Raw genomic sequence first — 25549 nt, 5'->3', positions numbered from 1 at the left:
ATTGAGCCTCGCAAGGAGTGCGCCCAGGGGGGAGTTGGATGTACGTCAGCAGGGGGGTCCCGGCTTCGGCACGGGCACGGGTGTCCGCGGTGCTGCTGGGGGCGGCGCTGCTGGTCACCGGATGCTCGTCGGACGACGGGAAGGAAACGGGCGACGCGGGCGCCCGGATCACCCAACAGCCCAAGGACACCGACCCGTTCTGGGTGAACCCGGACGGCACCGCGGCCCGCCAGGTCGCCGCCTACGAGAAGGACGGCAAGGACGCCGAGGCCGACCAGATCAGAAAGATCGCCGAGCAGCCGACGGCGGAGTGGATCGGCCCGGAGAACCCGGAACAGGAGGCGCGCGGCTTCACCGAGGCCGCCGCCGAGACCGACCGTACGGCGCTGCTCGTCCTCTACAACATCCCGCACCGCGACTGCGGCCAGTACTCACAGGGCGGCGCCGCCGACGGTGACGCCTACCGCGCCTGGATCGACGGTGTCGCCCGGGGCATCGGGGACCGGGCGGCGACGGTGGTCCTGGAGCCGGACGCCGTGCTCCACCTGGTCAACGGCTGCACCCCGGAGGAGTTCCACGAGGAGCGCTACGACCTTCTCAAGGGCGCCATCGGCAAGCTGAAGTCCCTGAAGAACACGAAGGTGTACCTGGACGCGGGCAACGCCGGCTGGGGCCACCCCGACCAGATCTTCGAACCCCTTCAGTGGGCCGGCATCGACCGGGCGGACGGCTTCGCCGTCAACGTCTCCAACTTCTACTCCACCGAGGACTCCCTCGCCTACGGCAAGCAACTGTCGGCGAAGGTCGGCGGGAAGCACTTCGTCATCGACACCAGCCGCAACGGCAACGGCCCCTACACGGGCGGCAGTCCGGACGAACGCTGGTGCAACCCGCCGGGCCGCGCGCTGGGCGATCCGCCGACGACGAAGACGGCGGACCCCCTGGCCGACGCCTACCTGTGGATCAAACGCCCCGGAGAATCAGACGGCGAATGCAAGGGCGGCCCCAAGGCAGGCAACTGGTGGCCCACCTACGCCCTAAAACTGGCAAAGGCGTCAACCCCGTAGGGGGCGCGGGTCCCTATCGCTCTGCGGCTCCGCCGCGTGGGCGCGCCCAGCCACGACGCACCCGCAGCCGCAGGGGCGTCAAGCGTGCGCGGGGCGGCGCCCCGGTAGGGGGCGCGGGGAACTGCGCGATCAGCGACGACGCACCCGCAGTCGCAAAGAAGCCCAAGCTCGCGCGGCGAAGGGGCGCCAACGCACCCAGCCGAAACGGACCCGCAGCCGGCCCGGCCCAGCACTGCGACTGTGCCCCGCCCACGTCTCGACGCGGCGAGTGGGCCCGTCCCTCAGCGCCCCATGGCAGCTCCCGCCCAACAGCCGCTACGGCCGGCGGCGTGTCCACGCGCGGCATTACTGCACTTCACGCCCGGACGAAACGGCCCCCGCCCAGGTGCGACGGGGCGGATCTCAGTTCCCGGGCACGGGGCCAGGGGTACCGTTCTGGTGTCGATGCAGAACGGAGACCAGTATGCCCCTGCACACTGACGAGCACACAGGCGCACGCATCGCGCACACGCGCAAAGTCCGCCGGTTGACGCAACGCGAGTTGGCCGACCTCTCGCACGTCTCTTACAGCACCTTGACCAAGGTGGAGCAGGGCGTCCTGCCCCCAAGCCCCTCGGTGATCGGCGCACTCGCCCGCGCCTTGTCCGTTGCGGTCACCGAATTGACCGGCCAGCCCTACCTCGAAGAACTGAGGCAGGATCAACTGGACGGCCTGATCAACCCCATTCGCGAAGCCCTGAACATCTATGATCTCGGCCCGGACCCGGATGTGATTCCGCGCCCCGTTGAGGAGTTGGAGGCACACGCGGACAGGTTGTGCGCCATGGTCCGTGCGACGAACATCAAGCAGGTGGCCGCCGACCTACCCGGCCTGATCCACGAGGCCACGACAACTGCGCACAGGGACCCGGCAGACCGCAGTTGGCGGTTGCTCGCGAGCACGTACCGGACCGCGTACGACGTGACGACGAAACTCGGGTTTCCCGACCTGTGCACAGTGGCGCTCGACCGTATGGACTGGGCAGCGCAGCGGGCTTCTGACCCCGTGCTGGGGGGGATGCGCCAGTACCTGCGGGCACTCGCCTATCTCCGGGCCAGCGACTACCGGACGGGCAAGCGGCTGGTCCAGTTGGGCATGGCCACCCTGGAGCAGGCAGAGCCGGGGCGTGTGACGGATGCCGTCACGGGACAGCTCTACCTCGGCGCCGCCGTGCTGGCTGGACGGGACAAGGACAAGGACGCGGCAGAAGGACACCTCAGCGAGGCAGAGCGCATCGCGGAGCGGACCGGTCCGGCCGAGAAGGTGCATTGGCTGTCCTTCGGACCGACCAACGTCGGCGTCCACCGGGTGAGCGTGCTGGCTGAACTGGACCTGTATCCGGAAGCCGTGCACTCCGCGCAGGAGATCACGATCCCGGATGGGTGGCCTCCGTCGCGACTCGCACACCATCACGCCGAGGTGGCGCGAGCACAGATGTGGACGGGACGCACGGATGCAGCGTTCAAAAGTCTGTTGACGGCACGCAAGCTGGCACCGCAGCAGACGCGGTATCACCCCACGGTGCGCGAGACATACGCCGGGCTGGAGGCAGCCAAGCGCAGGATGCCTGAAACCTTCAGCAACTATGGTGCGTGGCTTCATATGTGACGTAGTGTCAAGCCCTGGCCGGAGCTATCAGCGATGACTGATAGTTCCGGCCTTCGTCTGTCGGCACGATGCCAGGGTCAGAAGTCCCCCGCGACCGTGCGACCGGTCCGGGGGCGTGGCCACCAACCGGCAAAGGGTTGACGACGTGCCCCATACAACCAGAATCCCCATGCTGAGCCAGCGAGCGGGGGTCAGCTCGACGACCAAGGCGGACACCGACGCCGGGCAATGGGAATACATGACGTACGCGCCCAAGGGCGAAACGTGCCCTTCGTGCCTGAAGCCGATCAAGAGCCTTGAGGTCTGCCGCCGGGGAATGCTCCCAGGCCGGGACGCCTCTCCCGCCGTCGCTTACTGGCACACGGGCTGTGCCGCGAAGGGGACGGCACAGTGCCCCTGACTCAGCAGCACAAGGCGGGGCGCCCGTGCTTGCCGAAGGGGTGGACTTCCTTCTCTTCGGAGCCCGACGGCACAACCACGGCGCACTGGTACGCGGCCTCTCCGTACCCGGTGGACGCCCTCAAGGCCGAGTACGGCACGAGCGCACAACCGCTGTGCCACACGGTCGTTGCGGCCACGTGGACGGAACTGCACGCAGAGGTAGCCGCTCAGGCCGAGTTGTACGGTCGGCTCACCGACGAGGTAATCGAGTGACCCGTCGGTGCGCCGAAGCCGCCGAAGTGCCGCAGAGCGGCTGTAGGCCGTACTCGCCGGACAGAAACGTGTCTCGGAGAGCGAACTTGCCGGCCTCGGTGGGCCCCACACGATCACGCTGCCGTTCCTGAACAGGACGGTGCCGCCAGGCCCGTACGGGCTCCGGCCGGGGGAGCGACAGGCTCGTCCCGACCGGGCCGCTTCGCGAGGCCCTGGCGCAGCTTCGCCCCGAGCCAACCCCACACGCCGCGCTCGCCACACAGCTCGGCATTACCCCCTGGCCCCGTGCTCGTCGGCAGGAGTCGCCCCAGGACGCCGACGAGCACGGCCCAACCCCGGCCGCCCGGGAGGATCCGGCCCCGGCCGCAGGCCCTACACAGAAACGAGCCCCATGACGAAGCTGTCTCTCTTCACCGCCCTTGCATTGGCCGGCATCGCTGTCCTGCTCGCCGAGCGGCCCGTACCCGGCATGGTCCCCATGGCCCGCCTACAGGAGGAAGAGAACCGACGCTTCACCGACCTGTGCAGGAACGTGTCGCGAGACCAGGTACGCAGACGGTGTAACACGCCGCCGGCTCAACCGATCTCGGCCGGCACCTCGTAGACCCCTGCCTCGGTAGCCGGGACGCCGTTCAGCCGTGGACACCGGTGCAGGAACAGAACCCGCCCGCATCACGAACGGCATTCGGCGCGGGCGGGGAGGTGCTGGGGCCACGTCCCCTGATGGCCCCGGCACCGACCGACCTTGGATCCACACTCCGATGGAGGGAACGCTCTGTGGCCGACGAAAACACCGCCGAGGGGGACCTGTTGAGCCCGCCTGACGAGGAGTTCCGCGTCGTCTCGTGGAACATCGACCACAACGGAACGGACAACAACAAGCCCGTCGGACGCTGGGACCTGGCGATGGACGTCCTCACCCAACTCCGGCCGCATGTGCTGCTCCGTCAGGAACTCACGCGCGCCACCATGCACGGCCAGCGCATGGTCTGGTCGGAGGCCCGCCGACTCGGCAACCACATCCCGTTCATCGCCGGTGCCACACGGGAGTCGGCCAACCCCACCGGTGTCTACGTCGACCGGTACCTGTGCGAGCCGGTCCAGTTCTTCGAGTTCCGGTCGAACCTCTGGCACCCCGTGTGCAACCCGGTGGTGCAGCTCAAGGGAGCGCAGAAGAAACTGGCGCTCGCGTCGTTCCACCTGTGTCCCTACGACCCGGAGACGCGGGCCAGGGAAGCGAGACGGCTGACCGCTCTGAGGCAGCGGGGCACGGAGGTCGTCCTCGGCGGCGACTGCAACAGCGAGCCGCACCGACAGCACGACGAGACGGCGGAGCCCACCGACTGGAGCCAGGTCGAGGACCGCGCCTACTTCGAGGCCCGGACGGTCGAGCGGAACGGCAAACGCGTCACGGACACCGTGCCGGACCAGATCCTCGCGGGAGAGCATGACGGGCAGCCGTCCGTCTACGTGGACCTGGCCCACCACGCCGCGAAGGTCCTCGGCCAGCAAGATCCTGACCCGCTCGCTCCAACGGCCTCTCTGTGGCGCAAGGATCAAGGGCCCAGGCGGCGCATCGACCGCATCTATTCAACGCCGCGGATCGCCGGAGCCCTGGTCCGGGTGGAGGTCGTCGTCAACGACGAGGTGATCGAGGCCTCTGACCACCCGCCTGTCGTAGCCACCTTCAGCCTCCCCGGGCTGTACCACGCGCTGACCCCCGACTCGGGTCAGGTCGCAAAGAACGAAGTCACTGCCCTGCGCCGGGTTCAATCGGCGCTACCCCTCCCAAGGGAGGTGTCTGTTGAACGCCCTACTCCCCGCCTTCGTTGATCAACTCCTCAAACAGGGTCGAGAGCCCGCCGAGACCCCCGCGATTTCTGCGCAAGCAGCTACACGCTGGCTCGCGCCTCTCATCACCCGCATCCTGGGCGCCCTGAGCACCGACACGCCCCGGCCGGCCATCGCGTTCCTCGCGCATGGCCACTTCCACCTGCCCCTGCCGAGCCCGGACGATCGCGCGCTCTATCTGCGGATGGCGGCTCAGTCCGTCATGACACCGTGGTCGGTGGACGCTCCCACAGTCGTCCTCACCGTCGCCGGTCCCGTGAACCTGGAGGTATATCAGGAGCCTGGGGACATGCGGGCCGGGAACCCGCAGTACGCGCGCAGCTTCGCCACCGAGCAGGTGTTCGCCGTGCACCCGGGCACGCTGTGCGCGACCCAAAGCAGCATCAACGCGGTGCAGGTGCTCGCTACCTCCGGTTCCCTTGCGTGCGCGGACGAGCTCTCCGGCGAGGAGTACGCAGCCGCTGCCTGGCGAGCCCGTCGGGCACTCAAAAGCCCGCCTTCCGACGTGGCGGGTGGCCGATGCTGAGAACCGCGGCCTCATGGCTCGATCGAGTGCCATCTCTCGACCTGCGTGATCTCCGCGAGGTGCAGCGCATCAGCCACACCCTGCTCCACCGGCTGGCCCGGGACCGGGAACTGCTGACACGGCTCGTCAACGAAGTGCTGCACGACCAAGAGCGCATGGACGCCAGCCGCGTCACGCTGCTCCTCAACCGGCTGTCGCTCTACCAGGCCCCCGACCGCGGTTTCGAGATCCGCCTGAACATGAACCCCCGACCGGAGAACCAACTGGTTCCACACGATCACTGCTACGCCTTTGCCACCCGCATCCTGACCGGCGGCTACGTGCATGTGGTCAGCCGCCGCACCAACGGCTGGGCCGGCCCGTTCGCCGGAGCCGACCTTGAGCCCGCCGTCGTGACGATCGAGAAGCCTGGCAGCACCTACACGCTCGGCGACGCGATGGTGCACCAAGCGGTGATGGAACCGGACACGGTCACCCTGTTCGTTCGCGGCCCACGCCGCAAGAGGCTTTCCCACGCAGCCGAAGAATTGATGCCATCCCCGGCGACCTGGCCGGCACCCGCCATCCCGGGCGATAAACCGAAAGAGTCCCGCCCGCCCACGCTGGAGGAGTACCAGGCGATGCGCACATACCTGATCCGACGACGCCTCATCAACTGATGCCCGGATCTGCGTGGCCCCGGCGCGCCGCACCTCTGTGACGCGAGAGGCTACGGCCAAACTCACCGCACACCATGAGGAGCTTCACATGGCCGGCGTCCTGACGACCGATCACCCCGCCTGGCACCGCTACGACGACGGCGCCCGCGCGCGTGCCGTACGAGCCGGCTCCGGTCTGTGGGTCGTGTCCCACGACACCCACGGACTGCACCTCGACTGCGTGGACGGCGACGAGGACGCCAAGCCGTCCTTCACCGTCACCGATCCTGCCGACCTGCCGACGCCCGCACCCGCCGGACTCCGGGCCGGTCTCGCCGAACTCGGCGTCACGCAGCGACTGACCAACCCATGGCTGTGGGATGCGATCACCACCGCGATCCTGCGGCAGGTCGTGCGCGCTGACCAAGCCCGCAAGCTCTACCGCGCCTGGTGCAGCACGTACGGAACCACCATCAACGGCCCCTTCGGGCCCCTCGCCGTCGCTCCGCCGCACACCAGGGTCCTCGAACTGCCCGACAGCTGCTTCGCCGTCGTCGGCGCGAAGTTCCACCGCACCGCACTGCAGGCCGCAGCCGAGCACTACGAGCAGCATCACGGCACCTGGGAGCACCTGGATGCCGAGAACCTGGTCCCGGCGCTGACCGACATCCCCCGAATCGGCCCATGGACCGCGCGCGCGGCCGCCGCCGACTTCACCGGGGACTTCAGCGTCTACCCGCACGACGACCTCGCCGTGCGCACGTGGGCCGCACAGATCGCACCCGCCTACCCCTGGCCCGACAAGAAGGACAAGCGCTTCGGCCCCCTGTGGACCGGCTGGGCCCGGCAAGACCGCACCGCCCTGCACACCCTCACCCTCGCCACCCTCACTTGGGGGGCACACGCACGATGACCTGGAGGAACCACGCGGCAGTTGACGCTGATCGCAGGCGCCGACCACACCCGTACGCTCGACGCCCTGTTCATCAATGCACCGTTGCGTGACTACACCCTGCGGCCCCGCACCAACGACTACACCCTTCCCGTGCTCGGCATGGCGTACATCGCCACCTACGCCCAGCAACAGGGCTTCAACGTCGGTGTGCTCGATGCCGAAGCCCACGGCCTGGGCTTAGAAGAAGCCGCCCAGCTCGTGAACGAGGCCGCTCCCCGCTGGGCCGCCATGAATCTCCTCGCGCCGACGTACGAGATGTCCGCCCGGATCGCAGCCCGGCTCGACCCGGGCATCGACCTGATGGTCGGCGGGCACCATGCCAAGGCCATGCCGGACCGCATCCTCGCGGACCCCCGCATGCGCCGCCTCGGCGCCCTCGTCCTCGGTGAAGGAGAACTGCGCGTCGCCTCTCTTCTGGAAGACATCCAGAACCGGCGCACCCTGCCGGGCGTCATGTGGCGCGACTCCCTCCTCGGCACCCGGGCCGTCGGCATCGCCGACCTCAAGACGAGCGCCTCGCTGCTCGGCCCCGACATCAACGCCCTGCCGTACGTCAACCGGGCCTTCCTACCCCAGGACCCCTACCAGGCCCCGGCCACCGCGGCGGACCGCCGCCTGGCGGCAACACGGACCTGGATCAGCCCACAGGGCCACTGGGAGGCCAACATCGTCGGCAGTCGTGGGTGCCCCTACAACTGCACCTTCTGCGGCGCCGCCGTGTCCGCCAACCCCGACGTCGTGATCCGAGTGCGTTCTCCCGAGAACATCATCGGCGAGCTCGACCAGTTGCACGAGGAGTACGGCGTGACAGCCTTCCGCTTCGTGGACGACCTGTTCCTTGGGGTGGGCCGTGTCATCGATGAGCAAATGGAGGCGTTCACCCGCCACAGGATCGGCGACCGGTATGTGTGGGACGCCACCGGCCGCATCAACGTCCTCAACCGTCTTTCCGACGCCGACCTGGACCGTCTCGTCACCAACGGGTTGCGCGAAGTCGCCCTCGGCATCGAGTCCGGCAGCAACCGCATCCTGGCGGCGATGGACAAGCGGATCGACGCCGAGATGACCGAGCGCGTCGCCGGTCGCCTGGTCTCCCACGGCATCAGCGTGAAGGGCTACTTCATCCTCGGCTTCCCTGGGGAGAGCCAGGGGGACCTGGATGCCACCATCCAGCACATCCGCAACCTGTGGGACATCTCCGACCGGCACTCCGGGGACATCCGGGCCAGCGTTTTCGAGTTCAGGCCGTACCCGGGCACTCCCGTGTGGCAGACGTTGATCGACGTCGGCCACAGCGCCGATGCCCTCCTGGCGTACGACGACGTCGACCTGACCGCGGACGGTGCGCACGAGTTCATGCGGCAGCGCGACGAGTTCAATTTCTCCGTCGGCATCCAGTTCGGCGGCGTTCCACTGGACCGCATACGTTCGACACTCGCCATGCTTACGCGCGAGCAGCACGAGCGGAACCAGAGCGTTCGGGGGACAGCAGCGTGAGCGGCGGACGCAGAGGCTGGTTCGTCAGTGTCGACGGGCCGAGCGGCGTGGGCAAGTCCACCACCGTGAAGACGCTGCACGACCTGCTCGTCCAGCAAGGCCGCCCCCTCCGGCGCACTGTCGAGCCGACCACCACCACGCTGGGTACGTTCACCCGGTCCAACGCGAACACGCTCCACGGCCTTGCGCTGGCCTGTCTTGTGGCCGCTACCCGTTACGAGCACGTCGAGACGGTGATCGACCCGGCGTTGCGGGCCGGCGAACTAGTTGTCAGCGACCGGTACCTCGCCTCCACGCTGGTCCTGCAACAGATGGACGGCGTCCCCGTGGAATTCTTGCTCGACGTCAACCAGCATGTCCCACTACCGGACTTGGCTGTGATCCTCACCGCCGAACCGAACCTGATCGCCGCGCGCATCGTTGAGCGTGGCATCACGCACCGCTGGCATGTCGACCCCGACGGCCCGAGCCGCGAAGTCGCCCTGTACCGGGAAGCCGCGGCCCACCTGACGAGCAGAGGCGTTGAAGTGCTGCTTCTCGACAACGGCGCCTACATCCCATCGGACGTAGCTCGGCGAATCGCCGACGCCATACCGGCCCTCCCGCTAGCCTCAGTCCCCTCCACCGCCCCGTCAACCCCTCAAGGACCATGAGCGAAACGCCGGCCACACCCGTCATCGACACCCACGTCATCCTTCGCGACGGCGACAAGATCCTTCTCTCCCAGCGGGGCGGACCGTACGGCTATGGGCGCTGGCACATGCCGTCGGGGAAGCTCGACCGGGGCGAGCCTCTTCCCGACGGCGCCGCCCGCGAACTGTTCGAGGAGACTGGCATCACTGTTGAGCCGAGCGGCCTTCGTCTCGTCCAGGTCGTGCACCACCGCCAGGACGACGAGGTGGAACGCATCGGCTTCTTCTTCGAAGCCGTCGAGTGGGAGGGAGAACCCGTCAACAAGGAACCGGAGAAGTGCCTGGCACTCACCTGGTTCACCGTCCACGATTTGCCGGACGACATCATCGAGTACCCGCAGGCCGGCCTGTGCGGCTACCTCGACGGCGGCGGCCCCCTCGCAGAACACGGCTGGCGGTAGCCCCACCAAGACATACGGCCCCGCCCAGCCAAAACAAGCAGCCACACCAAAACCGCGCCCCTGAGACAAAGGGGCGCGGGGAACTGCGCGCCCAACCGAAACGGACCCGCAGTCGCAGGGGCCCCCAAGCCTGCGCGGGGCGGCGCCCCGTAGGGGGCGCGGGGAACTGCGCGCTCAGCCACGACGCACCCGCAGCCGCAAAGAAGCCCAAGCCCCCGCGGCGAAGGGGCGCCAACGCGACTAGCCGAAACGGACCCGCAGTCGCAAGGGGCCCCAAGCCAGCCCCGCGTACAGGCGAACGCGACCAGCCGAAACGGACCCGCAGTCGCAGTCGGCCCAAGCCAGCGCAGCGCTACGGCACCTTCACCCACTGCGCCTTCGACGGTGTCCCCTCGGTGTCGTCCACGAACAGCATGTACCACCCGGACTGCACCAGGTTCCGGCTCTTCGGCACGGTCACCGTGATCTTGTCTCCGGACGTGGTGAAGTCCAGCGCGATGGACCGCTGGTCGACGTCCGTGACATGCGTGGACGCGCTGGGCCTGATCAGCCGGACCTTCTTGATCGTCGAGGCGTGCGGGGAGGTGAAGGTCCCCGAGGCGCCCCGGGCGATGGTCTGCGGCCCGCCGGACAGCGAGGGCCGCGAGTCCCGGTAGAGATACGGCGGCGTGTAGATCTCGATCCGCTGCTCGAACTTGCCCGGCTTGGTGTTCGCCTTGTCCGCGTACAGCGAGTCGGAGCCGAAGAACATCACCCGCCCGTCGGGCAGCAGGATCGACCCGGAGTGGTAGTTGCGGCCCACCAGCGGGTCGGCCACCTGGGTGAAGCTGTTGCTGTCGGGGTGGTAGATCCGCGCCTGGTGGATGTTGGAGTCGCCGCGCCCCCGGTAGTCCTCCGAGCCGCCCGAGACCAGCACGGTGTCGTCGGGCAGGATCGAGGACTGCGGATAGCGGGTGCCCTTCTCCAGCGACGGCCCGTCCACGAACTTCGGGTCTTTGGCCTTCAGGTCGATCAGCCGGGTCTTCTTGCTGGACACCTTGGACTCGCCGACCCCGCCGCCGCCGATCACCAGATACTTCTCGTCCTGCGCGGGCGGCAGCAGCACGGTGCCCGAGGTCTCCATCAGGTCCGCGTCGCCCAGCCCGGGCAGCTTGGTGAACTCATTGGTGTCCACGTCCCAGATGCCGGGGTCGCGGCCCACGTCGTCGGGGCCGTAGCCCGCGTTGGACCCCGAGTAGAAGATCTTCCCGTTCTCCATCAGGAACAGGGCAGGGTAGGTGGGGAACTGCCGGATCTTCTCGGTGTACGTCCACTTCTTGGTCTTCGGGTCGAAGATCTCGTTCTTGCCGGGGACCAGCTGTCCGATGTCGTCGAGGCCGGAGACGCTGAGGATCCGGCCGTCGCTCAGGGTGGTCAGCGTCGGGTACCAGCGGGCCTCGTTCATCGGGTCGACCTTGATGTACTTCTCGGCGACCGGGTCGAACTCGTAGGCGTCGCGTATCCCTTGGAAGTCCTTCTTGTCGAGGGCGAGCTTCTGCGCGATGCCGTAGGTGTTGCGCGTGTCGGCGCCGGTCAGCCCCTGGACGCGGTAGTTGTCCTGAGTGCCGGTCTCGTACTGGGTGCCGCTCGCTCTCGCCTCGACGTAGATCCGGCCGAGCCCGGGGTCGTTGCGCAGGAAGGCGCCGGTCGTCTTGTCGAAGACCTTCTTCGCGCGCGGCACCAGGACGGGGTCCTTCGACACGAAGGTCTTGCCGTTCTCCTTGCCGGTGAACTTGGTGCCGGCGGGCAGTGTGATCGGCTTGTCCGGGTTCTCGTTGTGCACGACCATCAGGCCGCCGGCCTTGGTGACGTCGCCCTTGAGCTTCTCGTACCGCTTGGTGCCGCCGGCGATGAGCAGATTGCCGTTGGCCAGTTGGGTGTGGCCGGTGCAGAACAGGTCGTTGGGCGTGGGCACCTTCTTGATCGTGCCCTTCACCGGGTCCCAGATGCGGGTGTCGAACTTCTTCGCGTCGAAGTTCTCCTGGTCGTTGCCCGAGCCCGCGATCAGCAGCACCTTGCCGGTGTGCAGGAGCGCCGCGTGGATGGTGTGCTGGCGGTACTCCTCGGGGAACTCGATGATGTCCCACTTGCCGTTGGCGGCCTTGTACTCGGGTCTGTCGATCTTGTACTGGTGGTATTTCTCGGTTCCGAAGCGGTACAGCCACGGTCCGTTCATCCCGGCCAGCGCGAGTACCACCGCCGTGCCTATCGCGAGTCGACGAGCACGGCGGCGACCGGCACTGTCGTTCATTCCTTACGTCCCCCAAGTCCGCCCAGGGCGATCTGCATGGTCTGCTCGTTGGTCCCGTTCGCATCGGCCCAGGCGGGCCGCTGCTGCGGGGCGTGCGGCGGGTGCGGCCCGCCCGTCGCGTCCTGCGGTTCGTGACCGGCCGCCTTCTCGGGCGCCGCGGCGTCCCGCGGTCCTGCCGCGGTCCGCTTGCGGTCCTGCCGGAGCGTGTACCGCCAGGCGAAGATCGGCGCAGCGGTGATCAGCATGGCGAAGGCGGCCCAGGTGACCATCGCCGGGTGGGCGTGCCCGAGGACGAAACCGGCGGCGAGCGATCCGCCGAAGACCAGGATGAAGAACCAGTGGATCCGGAACGTCCCGAACAGCGTGTCGGGGCTGGCCGATTCGCCCTTGGGCGTCACCACGAACTTGCTCTTGCGGCGCAGTACGGCGTCCATCAGCGAGCGGGCGTAGATCGGCGCGGACAGCGCGGACATCACCATGCCGGCGACACCGCCGGAGCCCTCCGGCTCGTGCGGGGAGACGTTGTGCCGGCGGTTCCAGATGTACAGGCCGATCTGGAGCGCGGAGGCGTTGCCGTAGAGCATCAGCCACACCGTCGGGTCGATGTTCACACCCGAGGCGCCGAGGCCCAGGAACAGGGCGCAACTCAGCGCCGCCAGGATCCAGTTGAGGGCGGACATCGGATAGAAGATGATCATCATGGTGTAGTTGAAGAGCTTGCCGGGCGGCAGTGAGAACAGGCCCTTCCCGTACTGCTTGAGGATCGTCTCGTAGGTGCCGCGGGACCAGCGCAGCTGCTGGGTGAAGAAGTCGGTCCAGGCGTTGGGGCCCTCGCCGACCGCGAGCACGTCCGGCGTGTACACCGACTTCCACTTCCGGCCGGTGGCCGGGTTCTTGGCGCGGTGCATCTCGAAGCCGGTGGCCATGTCCTCGGTGATCGAGTCGTACAGGCCGCCGATCTGCTTGATCGCCCTGATGCGCACGGCGTTCGACGTGCCCACGAACATCGGGGCGCCGTACCGGTTGCCGGCGCGCTGGATCAGTGCGTGGAAGAGGAACTGCTGCGACTCGGCGGCCTTGGTGACGAAGGTGTCGTAGTTGCCGTACACCTGCGGGCCGATGACGAAGCCGACGTCCGGGTCGCGGAAGTAACCCAGCATCCGCTCCAGGTAGTTGGGCAGCGGTACGTGGTCGGTGTCGACCGAGGCGAAGAAGTCGTACTCGTCGCCGTGCGCCTCCAGCCAGGCGTTGTAGTTGCCGTGCTTGGTCTTGGCGCGGTGCGGGCCCTTGGGCCGGTTCCAGTGCGCGACGCCCTTGCGGGAGAAGTGGTGCACGCCGAGCCGGGCGCAGACCTCCTTGACCTCCGGGTCGTCACCCTCGTCGAGCAGCCAGACGTGCAGCAGGCCCCGGTGGCGCAGCCGGACGGCCGCCTCCAGGGTCTTGGTGACCATCTCCAGCGGTTCCTTGCCGGGCACGAAGGAGGTGAGGAAGGCGACTTTGGTGCCGGTCTCGGGAACCACCGGGACGGGGTCGCGTGCGACCAGCGTGGCGTGCGCGTTCGACAGGACGTTCATGCAGCGGAAGAACTCGATCAGGCCGATCGAGACCAGCATCACGACGTCGAGCGCGGGCAGGAAGTCATAGGCGGGGTAGTCGCGTTCGGTCCAGTGCTCGGGTTGCAGCAGCCAGGCCAGCAGGACCAGCGAGAGCAGCGGGGCGGCGCCCAGCATGAGCGCGGCGCGTATGCGGTGCGGCTCCTGGGAGAGCAGCGAGCGGTACTGCACGGTGTACGGCTTGCCGGGTTCGGGCTGGGTGAGGGGGCCCGCCAGCCGGCTGTAGTGCTCGTAGTCGTATCTCGGCAGGTTCTTCTTGATCCGGCGGAACGTCCCCGTGTTGCCGGTGCGATGCCCGGGCACCCGAAGCTGCGTGGTCTGTGACGGGTCGAGGTTCTGCCGGGCGCCCGTCGGCGTCGACGTCATGAGTCATCCCCCCACACGCGGAACACCGCGTGTCAGTCGGTTCGTTGCGCCCCTTCGGGTCCCCCTCGACCGTCACGGGCGCGTCAGTGGTGGGTCGCGGTCACAGCCCCCACGTCTCCCACACCTTATCGACATGGAACCGCGACGTTCCGGTTGCAGGGTGCCCCCCTCGGCATCCGCTCATGGACGGGTCCCCCTCCCCGTCGCTCAGGCAACCGGTTCCCTTCCCCCCAAGTGCCGCGTATCGGCGGCAGCTTGAACAACCAGGTTTCTACGGTGCCGAGCATGATCGCAAGATGCGAAACACTGTGTTTACCGGTCATACGCGCTCATTGCGGGGCGTGTGGGGATGTGGTGGACGCATCGTGACGGCCGGGGACAGCCGGGCGCGGATGTGACCGAAGTGGTCTCTTATGGCCTCCTCCGCGCGTATGGAGTCGCCGGACCTGACCGCGTCCAGGATCTCCCGGTGCCGGCGGCCGGTGACCCGCGGGTCCTGCGGCAGCTCCACCAGATCCCGCCGCACGCGGTCGAAGGCGTCCCAGAACGCCTCCAGCACCTCGCTCAGCAGGGCGTTGTCCAGCCCCCGGTAGAGCATGGCGTGAAACGCCCGGTCGGTCTCGGCGAGGCCGGCTCCCTGCGCGGCCCGCTGTTCCATACGGTCGACGAGCGCATCCAGTTCAACCAGGTCGGCCTCGGGCAGCCGCCCGGCCAGCCGGGAGACCAGCCCCGCCTCCATCGCCTCGCGCAGTTCGAGCAGCTGGAGCAGGGAGTCCTCGCCCCGGTGGTGCCCGGCGACCGTGCGGAAGGCGAGGCCCTCGACCATCGGGGCGAGGGACATGGGGCCGACATAGGTGCCGAAGCCGTGCCGGATCTCCACGATGCCCACGGCCTGGAGGGCCTTCAGCGCCTCCCGCACCGAGTTCCGGCTCGCGCCGAGGAGCTTCATCAGCTCGGGCTCGGTCGGCAGCGGCGCCCCGGAGGGCAGCCGTCGGTCGACGATGAGCTTCTTGATCCGCTCTTGCAGGTCTCGGGCCGCCATGGCCAGAGCGTATCCGGCCAAACAAGCGACAGGCCCTTCGGTGTGCGAAGGGCCTGCCGTCATCGTGCGCCGCCAGGGACTCGAACCCCGGACCCGCTGATTAAGAGTCAGCTGCTCTAACCAACTGAGCTAGCGGCGCCTGCTGACGCGAGAACTCTACCCGACCTCGGGGTGTGGTTCCGACCGCCGGGAGACGGCGCGGAGGTGCCGGTCCGGGCGCGTACATCATTCGGACCGTCAACATGCGCGCCGCGATGACAGTTGAGAAACTGACCAATGTGCACAGACGCGGACATTTCAACCCTGAATGTGAGGGGGATCGCATGGCGACTCCGGTTTTCGAGGAATTCGATCCCGTGAGCGACTGCGAGTGCCCCGGATGTGTCCACTGGCGGCGGGTGAGCCCGCGTACGCTGCCCGGTCGGTTGGGCGGGCACCCGGCCGCCCGGCGGGCCCTGATCGTGGCCGCCGCCACGTCCGCCCTCGCCGCGGGCCATGCGGCGCCCGCCCTCGCCGTGCCGTCCGCTCCGCCCGCCCCGCACCGGCCGGGCCTTCCGGCGGAGCCCGGACCCGACACCCCGCAGGGCGGCCAGGTCCCGCTGCACGGGCCGAGCGGCAAGCCCGCCGTCGCGGCCCAGTCGCGCACGATCACCCGTACGGAGATCATCAACCGGGCCAAGACCTGGGTCGCCGCCGAGGTGCCGTACAGCACGAGCGCGTACTGGTCGGACGGCTACCGCCAGGACTGCTCGGGCTTTGTCTCCATGGCCTGGGGCCTGCCGGGCAACGAGTGGACGGGCAGCCTCGGCAAGTTCGGCGTGAAGATCAAGAAGGAGGACCTGCAACCCGGCGACATCCTGCTCTTCCACAACTCCGCCGACCCGCAGAAGGGCTCGCACGTCGTCATCTTCGGCGGCTGGACGGACTACACGCACACCTACTACACGGCCTACGAGCAGACGCGCCCGCACACCCGCCGGATGTCCACTCCGTACTCCTACTGGAGCAATTCCGACAAATACGTTCCCTATCGCTACAAGGGCCTCTCCGCCGGCACCGCGGCCGGCGGGGCGACCACCGCGGCCAAGGGCGGGCCGTTCCCGGGGGCGGCCTACTTCGGACCCGGCGCGAACAACAAGTACGTCACCCGGCTCGGCGAGATGCTGGTCGCCCGCGGCGGCCGGGCCTACTACAGCCGGGGGCCGGGACCGCGCTGGGGCGAAGCGGACCGGCGGGCGACCCAGGCGTTCCAGAAGGCCCAGGGCTGGAGCGGCGCGGACGCCGACGGGGTGCCCGGACCGCGCACCTGGGAACTGCTGGCGACCGGGAAGGGCAAGGACATCAGGGTCACCAGGGCCGGCGCGCCCGCCTCGCACGGTGTGCCCGGCTACCCCGGCCGCGCCATGTTCCGCCCCGGCGCGGAGAACACCTACGTCACCCAGCTGGGGCGGCAGCTGGTCAAGAAGGGGTACGGCCGCTACTACACGGCCGGGCCGGGACCGCGCTGGGGCGAAGCGGACCGGCGGGCCGTCGAGGCGTTCCAGCGTTCCCAGGGCTGGCGGGGCGGCGCGGCGGACGGCTACCCGGGGCCGGAGACCTGGCGGCGGCTGTTCGCCTAGACCGCCGCCCCCCTTTCCTGTTCGCGCCTCTTCTCGACTCTTCTCATCCTTTCTCGTCCTTCCTCGTCCTTTCTCTTCTTCTCTGTCACTTCTGTCACTCACCTGTCATGACGCATCTGGCGCGGAGGCTGGAGGCACGCATGAGCACGACGACGTCACATACGCCCGAGTCGGAGGGACCCGTCGAGGGGCCGTCCCGTCCGACCCGGCTGATCCACAACGAGTCGACCACCGAGATCCCCGTCCACCTGCTGTTCCGCGATGACCCCGCCCCGGTGTCGGTGCCGCTCAAGCCGGCGGTGGTGGCCCGCCGGCGGGGCACCGGCGAGCAGCCCCGGCTCAGGCGGCCGGGACCCGTGCGGGCCAGGAAGGTGCCCGAGGTCGATCCGCTGCTGGTGGAGCGGCCGGCGCGGGCGCTGCCCGGGGCCGCGGGGGTGCTCGCCGGCCTCACCGGGGTCGCCGGGTGCGTGGCCACCTCCTGGTGGGCGGGGGTGCTGCCGCGGCTCGCGGCGGACGCGCTGTGGCTGCCCGGGTACGCGGGCGCCGGCCTGGGCCCGGCCCAGTGGGCGGCGTACGCGGGGGCCGGGGCGCTCGGCGCGCTGGGCTTCGGCGGGCTCGCCCGGGGCGCGACCGGACGGGCCTGGGTGCTCGGTCTGTTCGGCCGCTACCGGGGGACCGTGCGGCGCACCGGCCTGATGTGGGTGAACCCGATGCTGCGGCGGCGCCGGGTCGATGTGCGGCTGCGGCACTGGCGCAGCAAGCCGATGTCGGCCGCCGACGGCAGCGGGGTGGCGCTCAGGGTGGTGGTCCTCGTGGTGTGGCGGGTGCGGGACACCGCGCGGGCCGTGCTCGGCGTGGCGGACCACGAGAGGTATCTGCGGGAGTGCGTGGAGGCGGCCCTGGCCCGGGTGCCGGTCGACATGCCGGGCGGGGCGCGGGGGGCCGCGGAGGCGGCGGGGGAGGCGCTGACCCGGCTGGTGGCGGCGGACGCGGCGGGCATCGGGCTTGAGGTGTTCTCGGTGCAGCCGGTCCGGGCCGAGTACGCGCCCGAGGTCGCCGCGGCCATGCACCGGCGCCGGATCGCCGTGCTGGACGCGCAGCAGCGTTCCTCCATGCTCACCTCGGTGGTGGACTCGGTGGAGGACACGGTGACCCGGCTGACCATGCGCGGTCTTGTCGAACTCGACGACTACGAGCGCAAGGCGCTGGTGCGGGATCTGACGGTCGCCTTCTGCGCGGGCCGTACGGAGTCCGCTCCGTGATTGGTATGGACATGTTCAACTGACGGCAATAATCTGAGACTTGGTCTAGACCTGCACGGCTCAGTGAACTTCCCCCACGTTCTCCAGGAGCGGCAGCATGCGTACACAGACCAAGTTGTCCGCCGTCGTGGTGGGTCTGGCCACCGCCGGAGCCTTCGCGCTCTCCTCCGGCGGGGCCAGTGGCCACGGCTACACGGACCTGCCCATCAGCAGGCAGAAGCTCTGCCAGAACGGCACGGTCGCCAACTGCGGCGACATCCAGTGGGAGCCGCAGAGCGTCGAGGGCCCGAAGGGCTTCCCGGCCGGCGGCCCCGCCGACGGGCAGCTCTGCAACGGCGGGGTGAGCCGGTTCGCCCAGCTCAGCTCGCCGACCACGCCGTCCGGCGCGGCCTGGCCGACCACCAAGGTGACCGGCGGCCAGAGCTACACCTTCCGCTGGCAGTTCACCGCGCGGCACTCCACGACGGACTTCCGGTACTACGTCACCAAGCAGGGCTGGAACCAGAACCACGCCCTGGCCCGCTCCGACCTCAACACCACGCCGTTCCTCACGGTCCCCTACAACAACCAGCAGCCGCCGGCCACGCTCTCGCACAGCGGCACCCTGCCGAGCGGCCTGAGCGGACACCACGTCATCCTCGCGGTCTGGACGATCGCCGACACGGGCAACGCGTTCTACGCCTGCTCCGACGTCACGTTCTGACCCACCCCCCGGGCCCGCGTGCGCCGGCACCACACCCCCCACCGCACGCGGGCCCCTTCCCGTGACGACTGCCGCCGCGGGCGAGCGGTTCATCGAGCCGGAAGGGCTCGGTGACGTGGTCGGCGCGCGCCGCGCGGTGGGCACCGCCGTCGGCCTGGGCGCGGGCGCGCAGTCGGCGTCTCTCCTCACCCCTGCGCTCCGCGCCGATGCACCGGCCCGATCAGAGGGCTTACGGCCGGGGCTGGGGGCTGTGATCGTGTCCGGCGGCCGGTGGCGGCGACACCGTGGTGCGTATGACGCACCCACCCGTCCGCGTGTCCCGGGTGCCGTGCCCCGCGTGCCCCTCGTGCGCCAGGAGCGTGCTGTTCGCTCCGGCAGGCCGGGGCGGTCGCGTCGTACGGCCGTGTCGCGTCCGTGCGCACGACCAGCGCGTCGCCCTCGGGGGACGGCGCCGCCGCCCCGGCGTGCCGCCCGGCCCGCGTGGCGGCCCACGGTCGCCGGGACGTGGCCGCCGGCGCGCCCCGCCCGACCGCCCCGGCAGGCCGCCCGTCGGCCCCCGAGGCGGGTCGGCCCCCATGCGGGGGTGTGCGCTTGACGGCTCGGGGTGGTCGCGGGCCTCCGGGCCCGTCGCGTCATCGTCCCTGTGGGGCTCTCGCGGGTCGGAGAACCGTCGTTCCCGGGCTCCACATCTGACGGACTGTCAGTTACCCTGCCCGGTCATGGAGTTGCGTAGGGAGACGGTCGCGGAGTTGGTGGCGGGGCGGTGGGGGGACCGGCGTCCGGGGTTGTGGTTCGAGGAGCGGGTGCTGAGCCATCACGAGGTCGCGGCCGGCGCCGCCGCCCGGGCCGCGCTGCTGGCCGACCTGCTGCCGGCCGGCGCCGAACCGCACGTCGGGGTGCTGCTCGACAACACCCCGGAGTTCCCGCTGTGGCTGGGCGCCGCCGCCCTCGCCGGCGCCGCGGTCGCCGGGATCAACCCCACCCGCAGGGGCCCCGAACTGGCCCGCGACATCCTGCACACCGAGTGCCCGCTGCTGGTCACCGAGCGGGCACAGGTGCCGCTCCTCGACGGCCTCGACCTGCCCGGCGTACGGCTGCTGATCACCGACACCCCGGACTACGCCGACCTGCTCGCCCCCTACGCCGACGCCACCCCCGACCCCTCCAGGGCCACTCCGGACGACCGCGTGCTGCTCTGCTTCACCTCCGGCTCCACCGGCGCCCCCAAGGCCGCGCTCTGCTCGCAGGGCCGGCTGGCCGCCGCCGGACGCTCCCTCGTCGACCAGTTCGGCCTCGGCCCCGACGGCGTGCACTACATCTGCATGCCCCTGTTCCACGGCAACGCGGTGATCGCCGACTGGGCGCCCGCGCTGGCGGCCGGCGCCGGGGTGGCGCTGCGCCGGCGGTTCTCCGCGTCGGGCTTCCTGCCGGACGTACGCCGGTTCCGGGCGACGTACTTCACCTATGTCGGGCGGGCCGTGCAGTACGTGCTGGCCACTGAGCCACGCCCGGACGACGCCGACAACCCGCTGCGGCTGGGCTTCGGCACCGAGGCGGGCGCGGTGGACGCGGCGGCCTTCGAGCGGCGGTTCGGGGTGCGGCTGGTGGAGGGGTACGGCTCCTCGGAGGGCGGCGCGGCGGTGCGGTGGACGCCCGGCACGCCCGCCGGCGCGGTGGGGCGCGCGGCGCCCGGGCTTGCCGTGCTGGACCCGGCCGACGGCACGGAGTGCCCGCCCGCCCGCTTCGACGAGTCCGGCCGGCTGCTCAACGGCGACGAGGCGATAGGCGAGCTGGTCAACCGGGGACCGAACCCCTTCGAGGGGTACTGGCGCAACCCGGCCGCGGAGGCCGAGCGGCGGCGACGGGGATTCCCCGGGTCCGGCGAGGCCGACGGCGGCGGAGGCTGGTACTGGACCGGGGACCTGTTCTGCCGTGACGCCGACGGATACCTCTACTTCGCGGGCCGCGGCGACGACCGGCTGCGGGTCGACGGCGAGAACCTGGCCGCCGCGATGATCGAGAACATCCTCGCCCGGTATCCGGGTGCCGACGCCGTCGCCGTCTACGCGGTGCCGGACCCGGTCACCGGCGACCAGGTGATGGCGGCGATCGCGGGGACCTTCGACCCGGCGGACTTCGCCGCCTTCCTCGCCGCCCAGCCCGACCTCGGTACGAAGATGGCGCCCCGGTTCGTCCGGCTGGTGGAGCGGATGCCGGTCACCGCCACCAACAAGATCCATCGGGCGGAGCTGCGCCGCCAGGGGCCGTGGTGCGCCGACCCGGTGTGGTGGCGGCCGCCGGGCGAGGAGGCGTACCGGCGACTGACCGCCGAGGACGCCGAAGGGCCCCTCGTGCGAACGAGAGGCCCTTCACCGGTGCGCCGCCAGGGACTCGAACCCCGGACCCGCTGATTAAGAGTCAGCTGCTCTAACCAACTGAGCTAGCGGCGCATGACCCCCGCCGTCCGCGTCCCGCGGCCGACGACGAAGAAAATACTACCCGGTCCGCGGGGGTGCTCAGGACCACCCCGGATCCGGCACCGGCGCCAAGCGCTCCGCTGGAATGCCGCGACATACCGTCGGTCGTCTGCGGCACCGCTGTGGCTGGTCGCGCGGTTCCCCGCGCCCCCTCGGGGCGCTGTCGAACCGGAGCGGACTTCACGGGGCCTGCTTAGATCGCCAGCGACAGCAGCACCGGGGCCGCGTTGCGGTTCAGGGTGTCCGCGGCCCGCCGCAGCCGGTGCGCGTGCGCCACCGGCAGTGACAGCGCCAGACAGCCCACCGAGGAGCCCGCCGTGATCGGCACCGCCGCGCACACCGTGCCGACCGCGTACTCCTGAAGGTCGAGCACGGGCACCGTCGGCGGCTGGGACTCCAGACGGGACAGCAGCAGCCGGTCGCTGGTGATGGTGCGCGAGGTGAGGCGGGCCATCTTGTGCCGGGAGAGGTGGTCGCGGCGCGCGTTGTGGTCGAGCTGGGTCAGCAGGCTCTTGCCGACGGCCGTGGCGTGCGCGGAGGAACGGAAGTCGACCCACTCGTTGACCGCGGGCGTGGCCGGGCTGTCGGCGTACTGGGTGACCTTCACCTCACCGTCGACGTACCGGCTCAGATAGACGGCCGCGCCGACCGAGTCCCGCAGCCGGACCAGGGTGAGCTGGAGCTTGTCGCGCAGCGCCCGCTCCCGGTGGTGCGCGGAGCCGAGCCGGCTCAGCGCGTCCCCGGTCACATAGGCGCCGTCGGTGACCTGCTCGACGTATCCCTCGCGGCGCAGCATCCGCAGCAGTGCGGTCAGCCGCTCGGGGCCGAGGCGGGTCCTGCGGGCCAGCTCGGTGTCGGTGATGCCCGTGGTGTGCCGTGCCACCGTCTCCAGGATGCGCAGGGCGTCCTGGGCGGAGTGGTACGGGGCGGTCGGCTCGTGCATCAGCGCCACGGTGGTCCCCCCTGCGCTTGCTCTCTGGGCCGTGATCCGGACGGCGGATCGTTTCCACGATAACGGTCCGGTGTCCGCCGGGGAGAGGGCGTTGACGAGATCACCGTGCCCGTAAGCTGCGACATCGGCACTCTGGCATATGCCTACGCCATACCCCGGCGGGTGACCTGCTGTGTTGACACCCTCACCTGCTGCAATTGCACCGCCGGGGCGAAAAAAAATTCGGTCACAGGACGGCGCCCAGGAACTCCCGGGTGCGGTCCTGCTCCGGATCGCTGAAGATCCGCTCCGGTGGCCCCGCCTCGATGACCCGGCCGCCGTCGAACATCAGGACCTGGTCGGAGATGTCCCGGGCGAAGTTCATCTCGTGGGTCACGCACAGCATCGTGATGTCCGTGCTGCGGGCGATGTCCCGCAGCAGGTCGAGGACGCCCGCGACCAGCTCGGGGTCGAGCGCGGAGGTCACCTCGTCCAGCAGCAGCACCTGCGGCCGCATGGCCAGCGCGCGTGCGATCGCCACCCGCTGCTGCTGGCCGCCGGACAGCTGGGAGGGGCGCATGCCGCTCTTGTCGCTGAGGCCGACCAGCTCCAGCAGTTCGCGGGCGCGCGCCTCCGCCTCGTCCTTGTCCAGGCCGAGCACGGTGACCGGGGCCTCGGTGATGTTCCGCAGCACCGTCATGTTCGGGAACAGATTGAACTGCTGGAACACCATCCCGATCTTCTTGCGGACCTCGCGGACCTCCTTCTCGGAGGCCGGGAACAGCGGCTGCCCGTCCACCGTGATGGTGCCCGCGTCCGGCTTGGCCAGCGTCATCAGCAGCCGCAGGATCGTGGTCTTGCCGGAGCCGGACGGGCCGATCAGGGTGACGTGCCGGCCCGTCTGCACGGACAGGTCGAGCCCGTCGAGGACTGCGTGGTCCCCGAACCGCTTGGTCACCCCCTCCATGCGGATCAGCCCGGTCGGACGGTCCTCGGCGGCGGTCGGCTGCTTACGGGTCTCAACGGACAAGGCGACGCTCCAGGGTGCGCAGAAGGAGGGAGGCGAGGTAGGAGATGACGATGAAGGCCACGCCGATCACCGTCACCGGCTCGGTGAACTGGAAGTGCTGCTGGGAGAAGAGCCGCGCCCGGCCCAGCATCTCCAGGACGGTGATCGTCATCAGGATGGGCGTGTCCTTGAGCATCGAGATGACGTAGTTGCCGAGCGGCGGCACCACCCGGCGGATCGCCTGCGGCAGGATCACCGCCGTCCAGGTCCTGCGCACCGACAGGCTCAGCGCCGTCGCGGCCTCCCACTGACCGACGGGCACCGCCTCGATGCCGGCCCGGTAGACCTGCATCGTGTACGTCGAGTAGTGCAGCCCGATCGCGAAGACGCCGGTGGTCAGCGCGGAGAAGGTCAGGCCCCACTCGGGCAGCACGTAGAAGAGGAAGAACAGCTGCACCAGCAGCGGCGTGTTGCGGACGAACTCCGTCACCACCCCGACCGGCCAGCGCACCCACCGGGTCGGCGTCCGCATCAGCAGCGCCCACACCAGGCCCAGGCTGAACGAGAGCAGCGAGCCGAGGGCCAGCGCCTGCAACGTGACCAGCAGGCCGTCCCAGAAGTGCGGCATGAAGTCGCCCACGGCGTTCCAGTCCCAGGTCATGCCGCACCTCCGCCCGCGGCGCCCACGCCGGTCGTCTGGGCGCGCTTGACCTCACGCGCCGTCTGTTCCGTCCCGGGGTCCTTGCCGAGCCCGGCCTTCAGCCGCTTCTCCAGCGCCCGCATCAGCCGGGTGATCACGAACGCGATCACGAAGTAGATCAGCAGGACGTAGGTGTAGACCTCCGCGCTCTGCTGGAGCGCCAGCCGCACCAGGTTGGCGCTGAACGCCAGATCGCCCATGCCCATGACGGACACCAGCGCGGTGCCCTTGAGGAGTTCGATCACCAGGTTGCAGAAGGAGGGGACCATCTCCGGCACCGCCTGCGGCAGCAGGATCAGCCGCAGCCGCTGGAAGGGCGTGAAGCCGAGGGCGATGCCGCCCTCCTTCTGCGCCGCCTCCACCGCGTTCAGCGCCCCGCGCACGACCTCCGAGCCGTATGCGCCGTAGGTCAGCCCGAGCGCCAGCGTGCCCGCCCACATCGGCACCAGCTGCCAGCCGAAGGCGATCGGCAGCACGAAGAACACCCAGAAGATCATCACGAGCGCCGAGGTGCCGCGGAACACCTCGGTGTAGAAACCGGCGACGAAGCGCACGATGCGCAGCCGGTGGGTGCGCGCGATGCCGACGACGAAGGAGACCGCCGCGGCCAGCAGCGCGCTGAGGACCAGGAGCTGGATCGTGGTCCAGACTCCCTTGAGTACGAGTTCCCAGAGCCCGGTGGTCATCCGCCGCACAGCTCCTTCGCGGTGAGGTCGGTCATCTCGGCCTGTGTGAAGCCGAACGGCCGCAGGATGCGCAGCAGCTCACCGCTCTTCTTCAGCTTGCGCAGCTCGGTGTTGAAGGCGTCCCGGAGCTTCGTCTCCGTGCGCCGGAAGGCGAACGCGCCGCCGTCCACGTGCGGTTTGCCGTCGACGAGCGGGGCGAAGGCCGCGGTGGCCTCCGCCTTGGCGGACTTCTTCACCACCTGATGAGTGGTCAGCGCTGTCCCGGCGAACACGTCGACGCGTCCGGCCTCGACCGCGTTCAGCCCGGCCACCTGGTCAGGGACGATCAGGATGTCGCTCTCCTTGTACCCGGCCTCGACCGCGAACTGGATCTGGGCGTACCCGGTCCCGGTGGCGAACTTGGCCTTCTTCGCGACGACGTCCTTGTAGTCGTGCAGCCCTTTCGGATTGCCCTTGCGGACGATGAAGGCGTCGAGCATCTGGAATTCGGGATCGGCGAAGATCACCTGTTCGCAGCGGTCGGGGTTCACGGACATCCCGGCGGCCACGATGTCGAACTGCTGCGAGTTCAGTCCGGGGATCAGCGAGCCGAACTCGGTCGGCACCGGCTGCACGGCGTCCACACCGAGCCGTTTGAAGATGACCGTCGCCAACTCCGGTGCCTCACCGGTCAGCCGGCCGTCCTTGTCGATGTAGCCGAAGGGTATTTCGCCGGCGATCCCGAGCCGGACGACGCCCTGCGCCCGCAGCCGGTCCAGCAGGTCGCCGCCGCTCGTCGCGGACGCCGTGGCGACGCGTGAGCAGCCCGCCGCGCCGAGCGCGCCGAGGGCCGCCACGCCCGCGAGCACCGCCCGCCGGCTGCGTCTGTGCCCGTACCCGGTTGTGTGTACGCCGTTCCCAAGTGGTGGAGCCATGGCCGCGC

General features: G+C 69.7%; 21 protein-coding genes and 2 tRNA genes. 13 read left to right on the top strand and 10 right to left on the bottom strand.

Annotated elements, in window-relative coordinates:
• Positions 1-38 precede the first annotated feature (38 nt).
• From AC27LF_RS03285 to AC27LF_RS03245, 9 genes are all read left to right on the top strand, one after another.
• Complete coding sequence (locus AC27LF_RS03285) at positions 39-1067, top strand: glycoside hydrolase family 6 protein (RefSeq protein ID WP_479655940.1); 1029 nt, start codon at positions 39-41, stop codon at positions 1065-1067.
• A 463-nt stretch (positions 1068-1530) separates the two neighbouring features.
• The gene (locus AC27LF_RS03280; protein WP_479655941.1) at positions 1531-2715 is read left to right on the top strand and encodes a helix-turn-helix domain-containing protein; all 1185 of its coding nucleotides are present in this window, start codon (positions 1531-1533) and stop codon (positions 2713-2715) included.
• 1431 nt (positions 2716-4146) lie between these two features.
• Complete coding sequence (locus tag AC27LF_RS03275) at positions 4147-5202, top strand: endonuclease/exonuclease/phosphatase family protein (RefSeq protein ID WP_479655942.1); 1056 nt, start codon at positions 4147-4149, stop codon at positions 5200-5202.
• Positions 5174-5746 carry a hypothetical protein gene (locus AC27LF_RS03270; protein WP_479655943.1) on the top strand — a complete coding sequence of 191 codons (573 nt, stop codon included), beginning with the start codon at positions 5174-5176 and terminating at the stop codon, positions 5744-5746. Before AC27LF_RS03275 ends, AC27LF_RS03270 begins: the two co-directional genes overlap by 29 nt.
• Before the next feature lie 26 nt (positions 5747-5772).
• Positions 5773-6405, top strand: coding sequence for a hypothetical protein (locus AC27LF_RS03265; protein ID WP_479655944.1), 633 nt, complete (start codon positions 5773-5775; stop codon positions 6403-6405).
• An 88-nt stretch (positions 6406-6493) separates the two neighbouring features.
• The gene (locus AC27LF_RS03260; RefSeq protein WP_479655945.1) at positions 6494-7297 is read left to right on the top strand and encodes a DNA glycosylase family protein; all 804 of its coding nucleotides are present in this window, start codon (positions 6494-6496) and stop codon (positions 7295-7297) included.
• A 21-nt stretch (positions 7298-7318) separates the two neighbouring features.
• Positions 7319-8836: a B12-binding domain-containing radical SAM protein gene (locus AC27LF_RS03255; protein WP_479655946.1), complete on the top strand. Its 1518-nt coding sequence runs from the start codon at positions 7319-7321 to the stop codon at positions 8834-8836.
• Entirely contained in the window at positions 8833-9489 is a 657-nt protein-coding gene (gene tmk / locus AC27LF_RS03250) for a dTMP kinase (RefSeq protein ID WP_479655947.1), read from the top strand. Before AC27LF_RS03255 ends, tmk begins: the two co-directional genes overlap by 4 nt.
• The gene (locus tag AC27LF_RS03245; RefSeq protein WP_479655948.1) at positions 9486-9929 is read left to right on the top strand and encodes an NUDIX hydrolase; all 444 of its coding nucleotides are present in this window, start codon (positions 9486-9488) and stop codon (positions 9927-9929) included. Before tmk ends, AC27LF_RS03245 begins: the two co-directional genes overlap by 4 nt.
• A gap of 352 nt (positions 9930-10281) precedes the next feature.
• Here AC27LF_RS03245 and glxA read toward each other — a convergent pair whose 3' ends face one another.
• From glxA to AC27LF_RS03225, 4 genes are all read right to left on the bottom strand, one after another.
• On the bottom strand, positions 10282-12219 hold the full coding sequence (glxA, locus tag AC27LF_RS03240) for a radical copper oxidase GlxA (protein ID WP_479655949.1): 1938 nt from the start codon (positions 12217-12219) through the stop codon (positions 10282-10284).
• On the bottom strand, positions 12216-14198 hold the full coding sequence (locus AC27LF_RS03235) for a glycosyltransferase family 2 protein (RefSeq protein ID WP_479655950.1): 1983 nt from the start codon (positions 14196-14198) through the stop codon (positions 12216-12218). The genes glxA and AC27LF_RS03235 overlap by 4 nt, the downstream gene beginning before the upstream one ends.
• A gap of 319 nt (positions 14199-14517) precedes the next feature.
• Complete coding sequence (locus tag AC27LF_RS03230) at positions 14518-15240, bottom strand: FadR/GntR family transcriptional regulator (protein ID WP_479655951.1); 723 nt, start codon at positions 15238-15240, stop codon at positions 14518-14520.
• A gap of 65 nt (positions 15241-15305) precedes the next feature.
• Positions 15306-15379, bottom strand: a tRNA-Lys gene (locus tag AC27LF_RS03225).
• Positions 15380-15563: 184 nt separating this feature from the next.
• Between AC27LF_RS03225 and AC27LF_RS03220 the strand changes: the two genes are divergently transcribed.
• From AC27LF_RS03220 to AC27LF_RS03205, 4 genes are all read left to right on the top strand, one after another.
• Positions 15564-16859 carry a peptidoglycan-binding protein gene (locus AC27LF_RS03220; protein WP_479655952.1) on the top strand — a complete coding sequence of 432 codons (1296 nt, stop codon included), beginning with the start codon at positions 15564-15566 and terminating at the stop codon, positions 16857-16859.
• A 140-nt stretch (positions 16860-16999) separates the two neighbouring features.
• A complete protein-coding gene (locus AC27LF_RS03215; protein ID WP_479655953.1) occupies positions 17000-18121 on the top strand; it encodes an SPFH domain-containing protein in 1122 nt (373 codons plus the stop codon).
• A gap of 97 nt (positions 18122-18218) precedes the next feature.
• Positions 18219-18824, top strand: a complete 606-nt coding sequence (locus AC27LF_RS03210) for a lytic polysaccharide monooxygenase auxiliary activity family 9 protein (protein WP_479655954.1) — start codon at positions 18219-18221, stop codon at positions 18822-18824.
• Positions 18825-19543: 719 nt separating this feature from the next.
• Positions 19544-21235 carry an AMP-binding protein gene (locus AC27LF_RS03205; RefSeq protein WP_479655955.1) on the top strand — a complete coding sequence of 564 codons (1692 nt, stop codon included), beginning with the start codon at positions 19544-19546 and terminating at the stop codon, positions 21233-21235.
• Here the strand turns inward: AC27LF_RS03205 and AC27LF_RS03200 are convergent.
• The 6 genes from AC27LF_RS03200 to ehuB form a co-directional block, all read right to left on the bottom strand.
• Positions 21201-21274, bottom strand: a tRNA-Lys gene (locus tag AC27LF_RS03200). The genes AC27LF_RS03205 and AC27LF_RS03200 overlap by 35 nt on opposite strands.
• 220 nt (positions 21275-21494) lie before the next feature.
• The gene (locus AC27LF_RS03195) at positions 21495-22253 is read right to left on the bottom strand and encodes an IclR family transcriptional regulator (protein WP_479655956.1); all 759 of its coding nucleotides are present in this window, start codon (positions 22251-22253) and stop codon (positions 21495-21497) included.
• Between the two features lie 226 nt (positions 22254-22479).
• Positions 22480-23262 carry an amino acid ABC transporter ATP-binding protein gene (locus AC27LF_RS03190; protein WP_479655957.1) on the bottom strand — a complete coding sequence of 261 codons (783 nt, stop codon included), beginning with the start codon at positions 23260-23262 and terminating at the stop codon, positions 22480-22482.
• Positions 23252-23902 (bottom strand): ectoine/hydroxyectoine ABC transporter permease subunit EhuD, encoded by a 651-nt coding sequence (gene ehuD / locus AC27LF_RS03185; RefSeq protein WP_479655958.1) that lies wholly within the window; start codon positions 23900-23902, stop codon positions 23252-23254. Before ehuD ends, AC27LF_RS03190 begins: the two co-directional genes overlap by 11 nt.
• Positions 23899-24627, bottom strand: a complete 729-nt coding sequence (ehuC, locus tag AC27LF_RS03180; RefSeq protein ID WP_479655959.1) for an ectoine/hydroxyectoine ABC transporter permease subunit EhuC — start codon at positions 24625-24627, stop codon at positions 23899-23901. Before ehuC ends, ehuD begins: the two co-directional genes overlap by 4 nt.
• Complete coding sequence (gene ehuB / locus AC27LF_RS03175) at positions 24624-25541, bottom strand: ectoine/hydroxyectoine ABC transporter substrate-binding protein EhuB (RefSeq protein ID WP_479655960.1); 918 nt, start codon at positions 25539-25541, stop codon at positions 24624-24626. The genes ehuC and ehuB overlap by 4 nt, the downstream gene beginning before the upstream one ends.
• Positions 25542-25549 lie beyond the last annotated feature (8 nt).

The organism is Streptomyces diversicolor (assembly GCF_057537855.1).
This window is presented reverse-complemented; position numbering and strand designations above follow the sequence as displayed.

Excerpts from the sequence above, each read along its gene's own strand:
- AC27LF_RS03285 (WP_479655940.1), top strand. The coding sequence starts at position 39 with ATGTACGTCAGCAGGGGGGTCCCGGCTTCGGCACGGGCACGGGTGTCC.
- AC27LF_RS03280 (WP_479655941.1), top strand. The coding sequence starts at position 1,531 with ATGCCCCTGCACACTGACGAGCACACAGGCGCACGCATCGCGCACACG.
- AC27LF_RS03260 (WP_479655945.1), top strand. The coding sequence starts at position 6,494 with ATGGCCGGCGTCCTGACGACCGATCACCCCGCCTGGCACCGCTACGAC.
- AC27LF_RS03245 (WP_479655948.1), top strand. The coding sequence starts at position 9,486 with ATGAGCGAAACGCCGGCCACACCCGTCATCGACACCCACGTCATCCTT.
- glxA (WP_479655949.1), bottom strand. The coding sequence starts at position 12,219 with ATGAACGACAGTGCCGGTCGCCGCCGTGCTCGTCGACTCGCGATAGGC.
- AC27LF_RS03235 (WP_479655950.1), bottom strand. The coding sequence starts at position 14,198 with ATGACGTCGACGCCGACGGGCGCCCGGCAGAACCTCGACCCGTCACAG.
- AC27LF_RS03230 (WP_479655951.1), bottom strand. The coding sequence starts at position 15,240 with ATGGCGGCCCGAGACCTGCAAGAGCGGATCAAGAAGCTCATCGTCGAC.
- AC27LF_RS03220 (WP_479655952.1), top strand. The coding sequence starts at position 15,564 with ATGGCGACTCCGGTTTTCGAGGAATTCGATCCCGTGAGCGACTGCGAG.
- AC27LF_RS03215 (WP_479655953.1), top strand. The coding sequence starts at position 17,000 with ATGAGCACGACGACGTCACATACGCCCGAGTCGGAGGGACCCGTCGAG.
- AC27LF_RS03210 (WP_479655954.1), top strand. The coding sequence starts at position 18,219 with ATGCGTACACAGACCAAGTTGTCCGCCGTCGTGGTGGGTCTGGCCACC.
- AC27LF_RS03205 (WP_479655955.1), top strand. The coding sequence starts at position 19,544 with ATGGAGTTGCGTAGGGAGACGGTCGCGGAGTTGGTGGCGGGGCGGTGG.
- ehuD (WP_479655958.1), bottom strand. The coding sequence starts at position 23,902 with ATGACCTGGGACTGGAACGCCGTGGGCGACTTCATGCCGCACTTCTGG.
- ehuC (WP_479655959.1), bottom strand. The coding sequence starts at position 24,627 with ATGACCACCGGGCTCTGGGAACTCGTACTCAAGGGAGTCTGGACCACG.
- ehuB (WP_479655960.1), bottom strand. The coding sequence starts at position 25,541 with ATGGCTCCACCACTTGGGAACGGCGTACACACAACCGGGTACGGGCAC.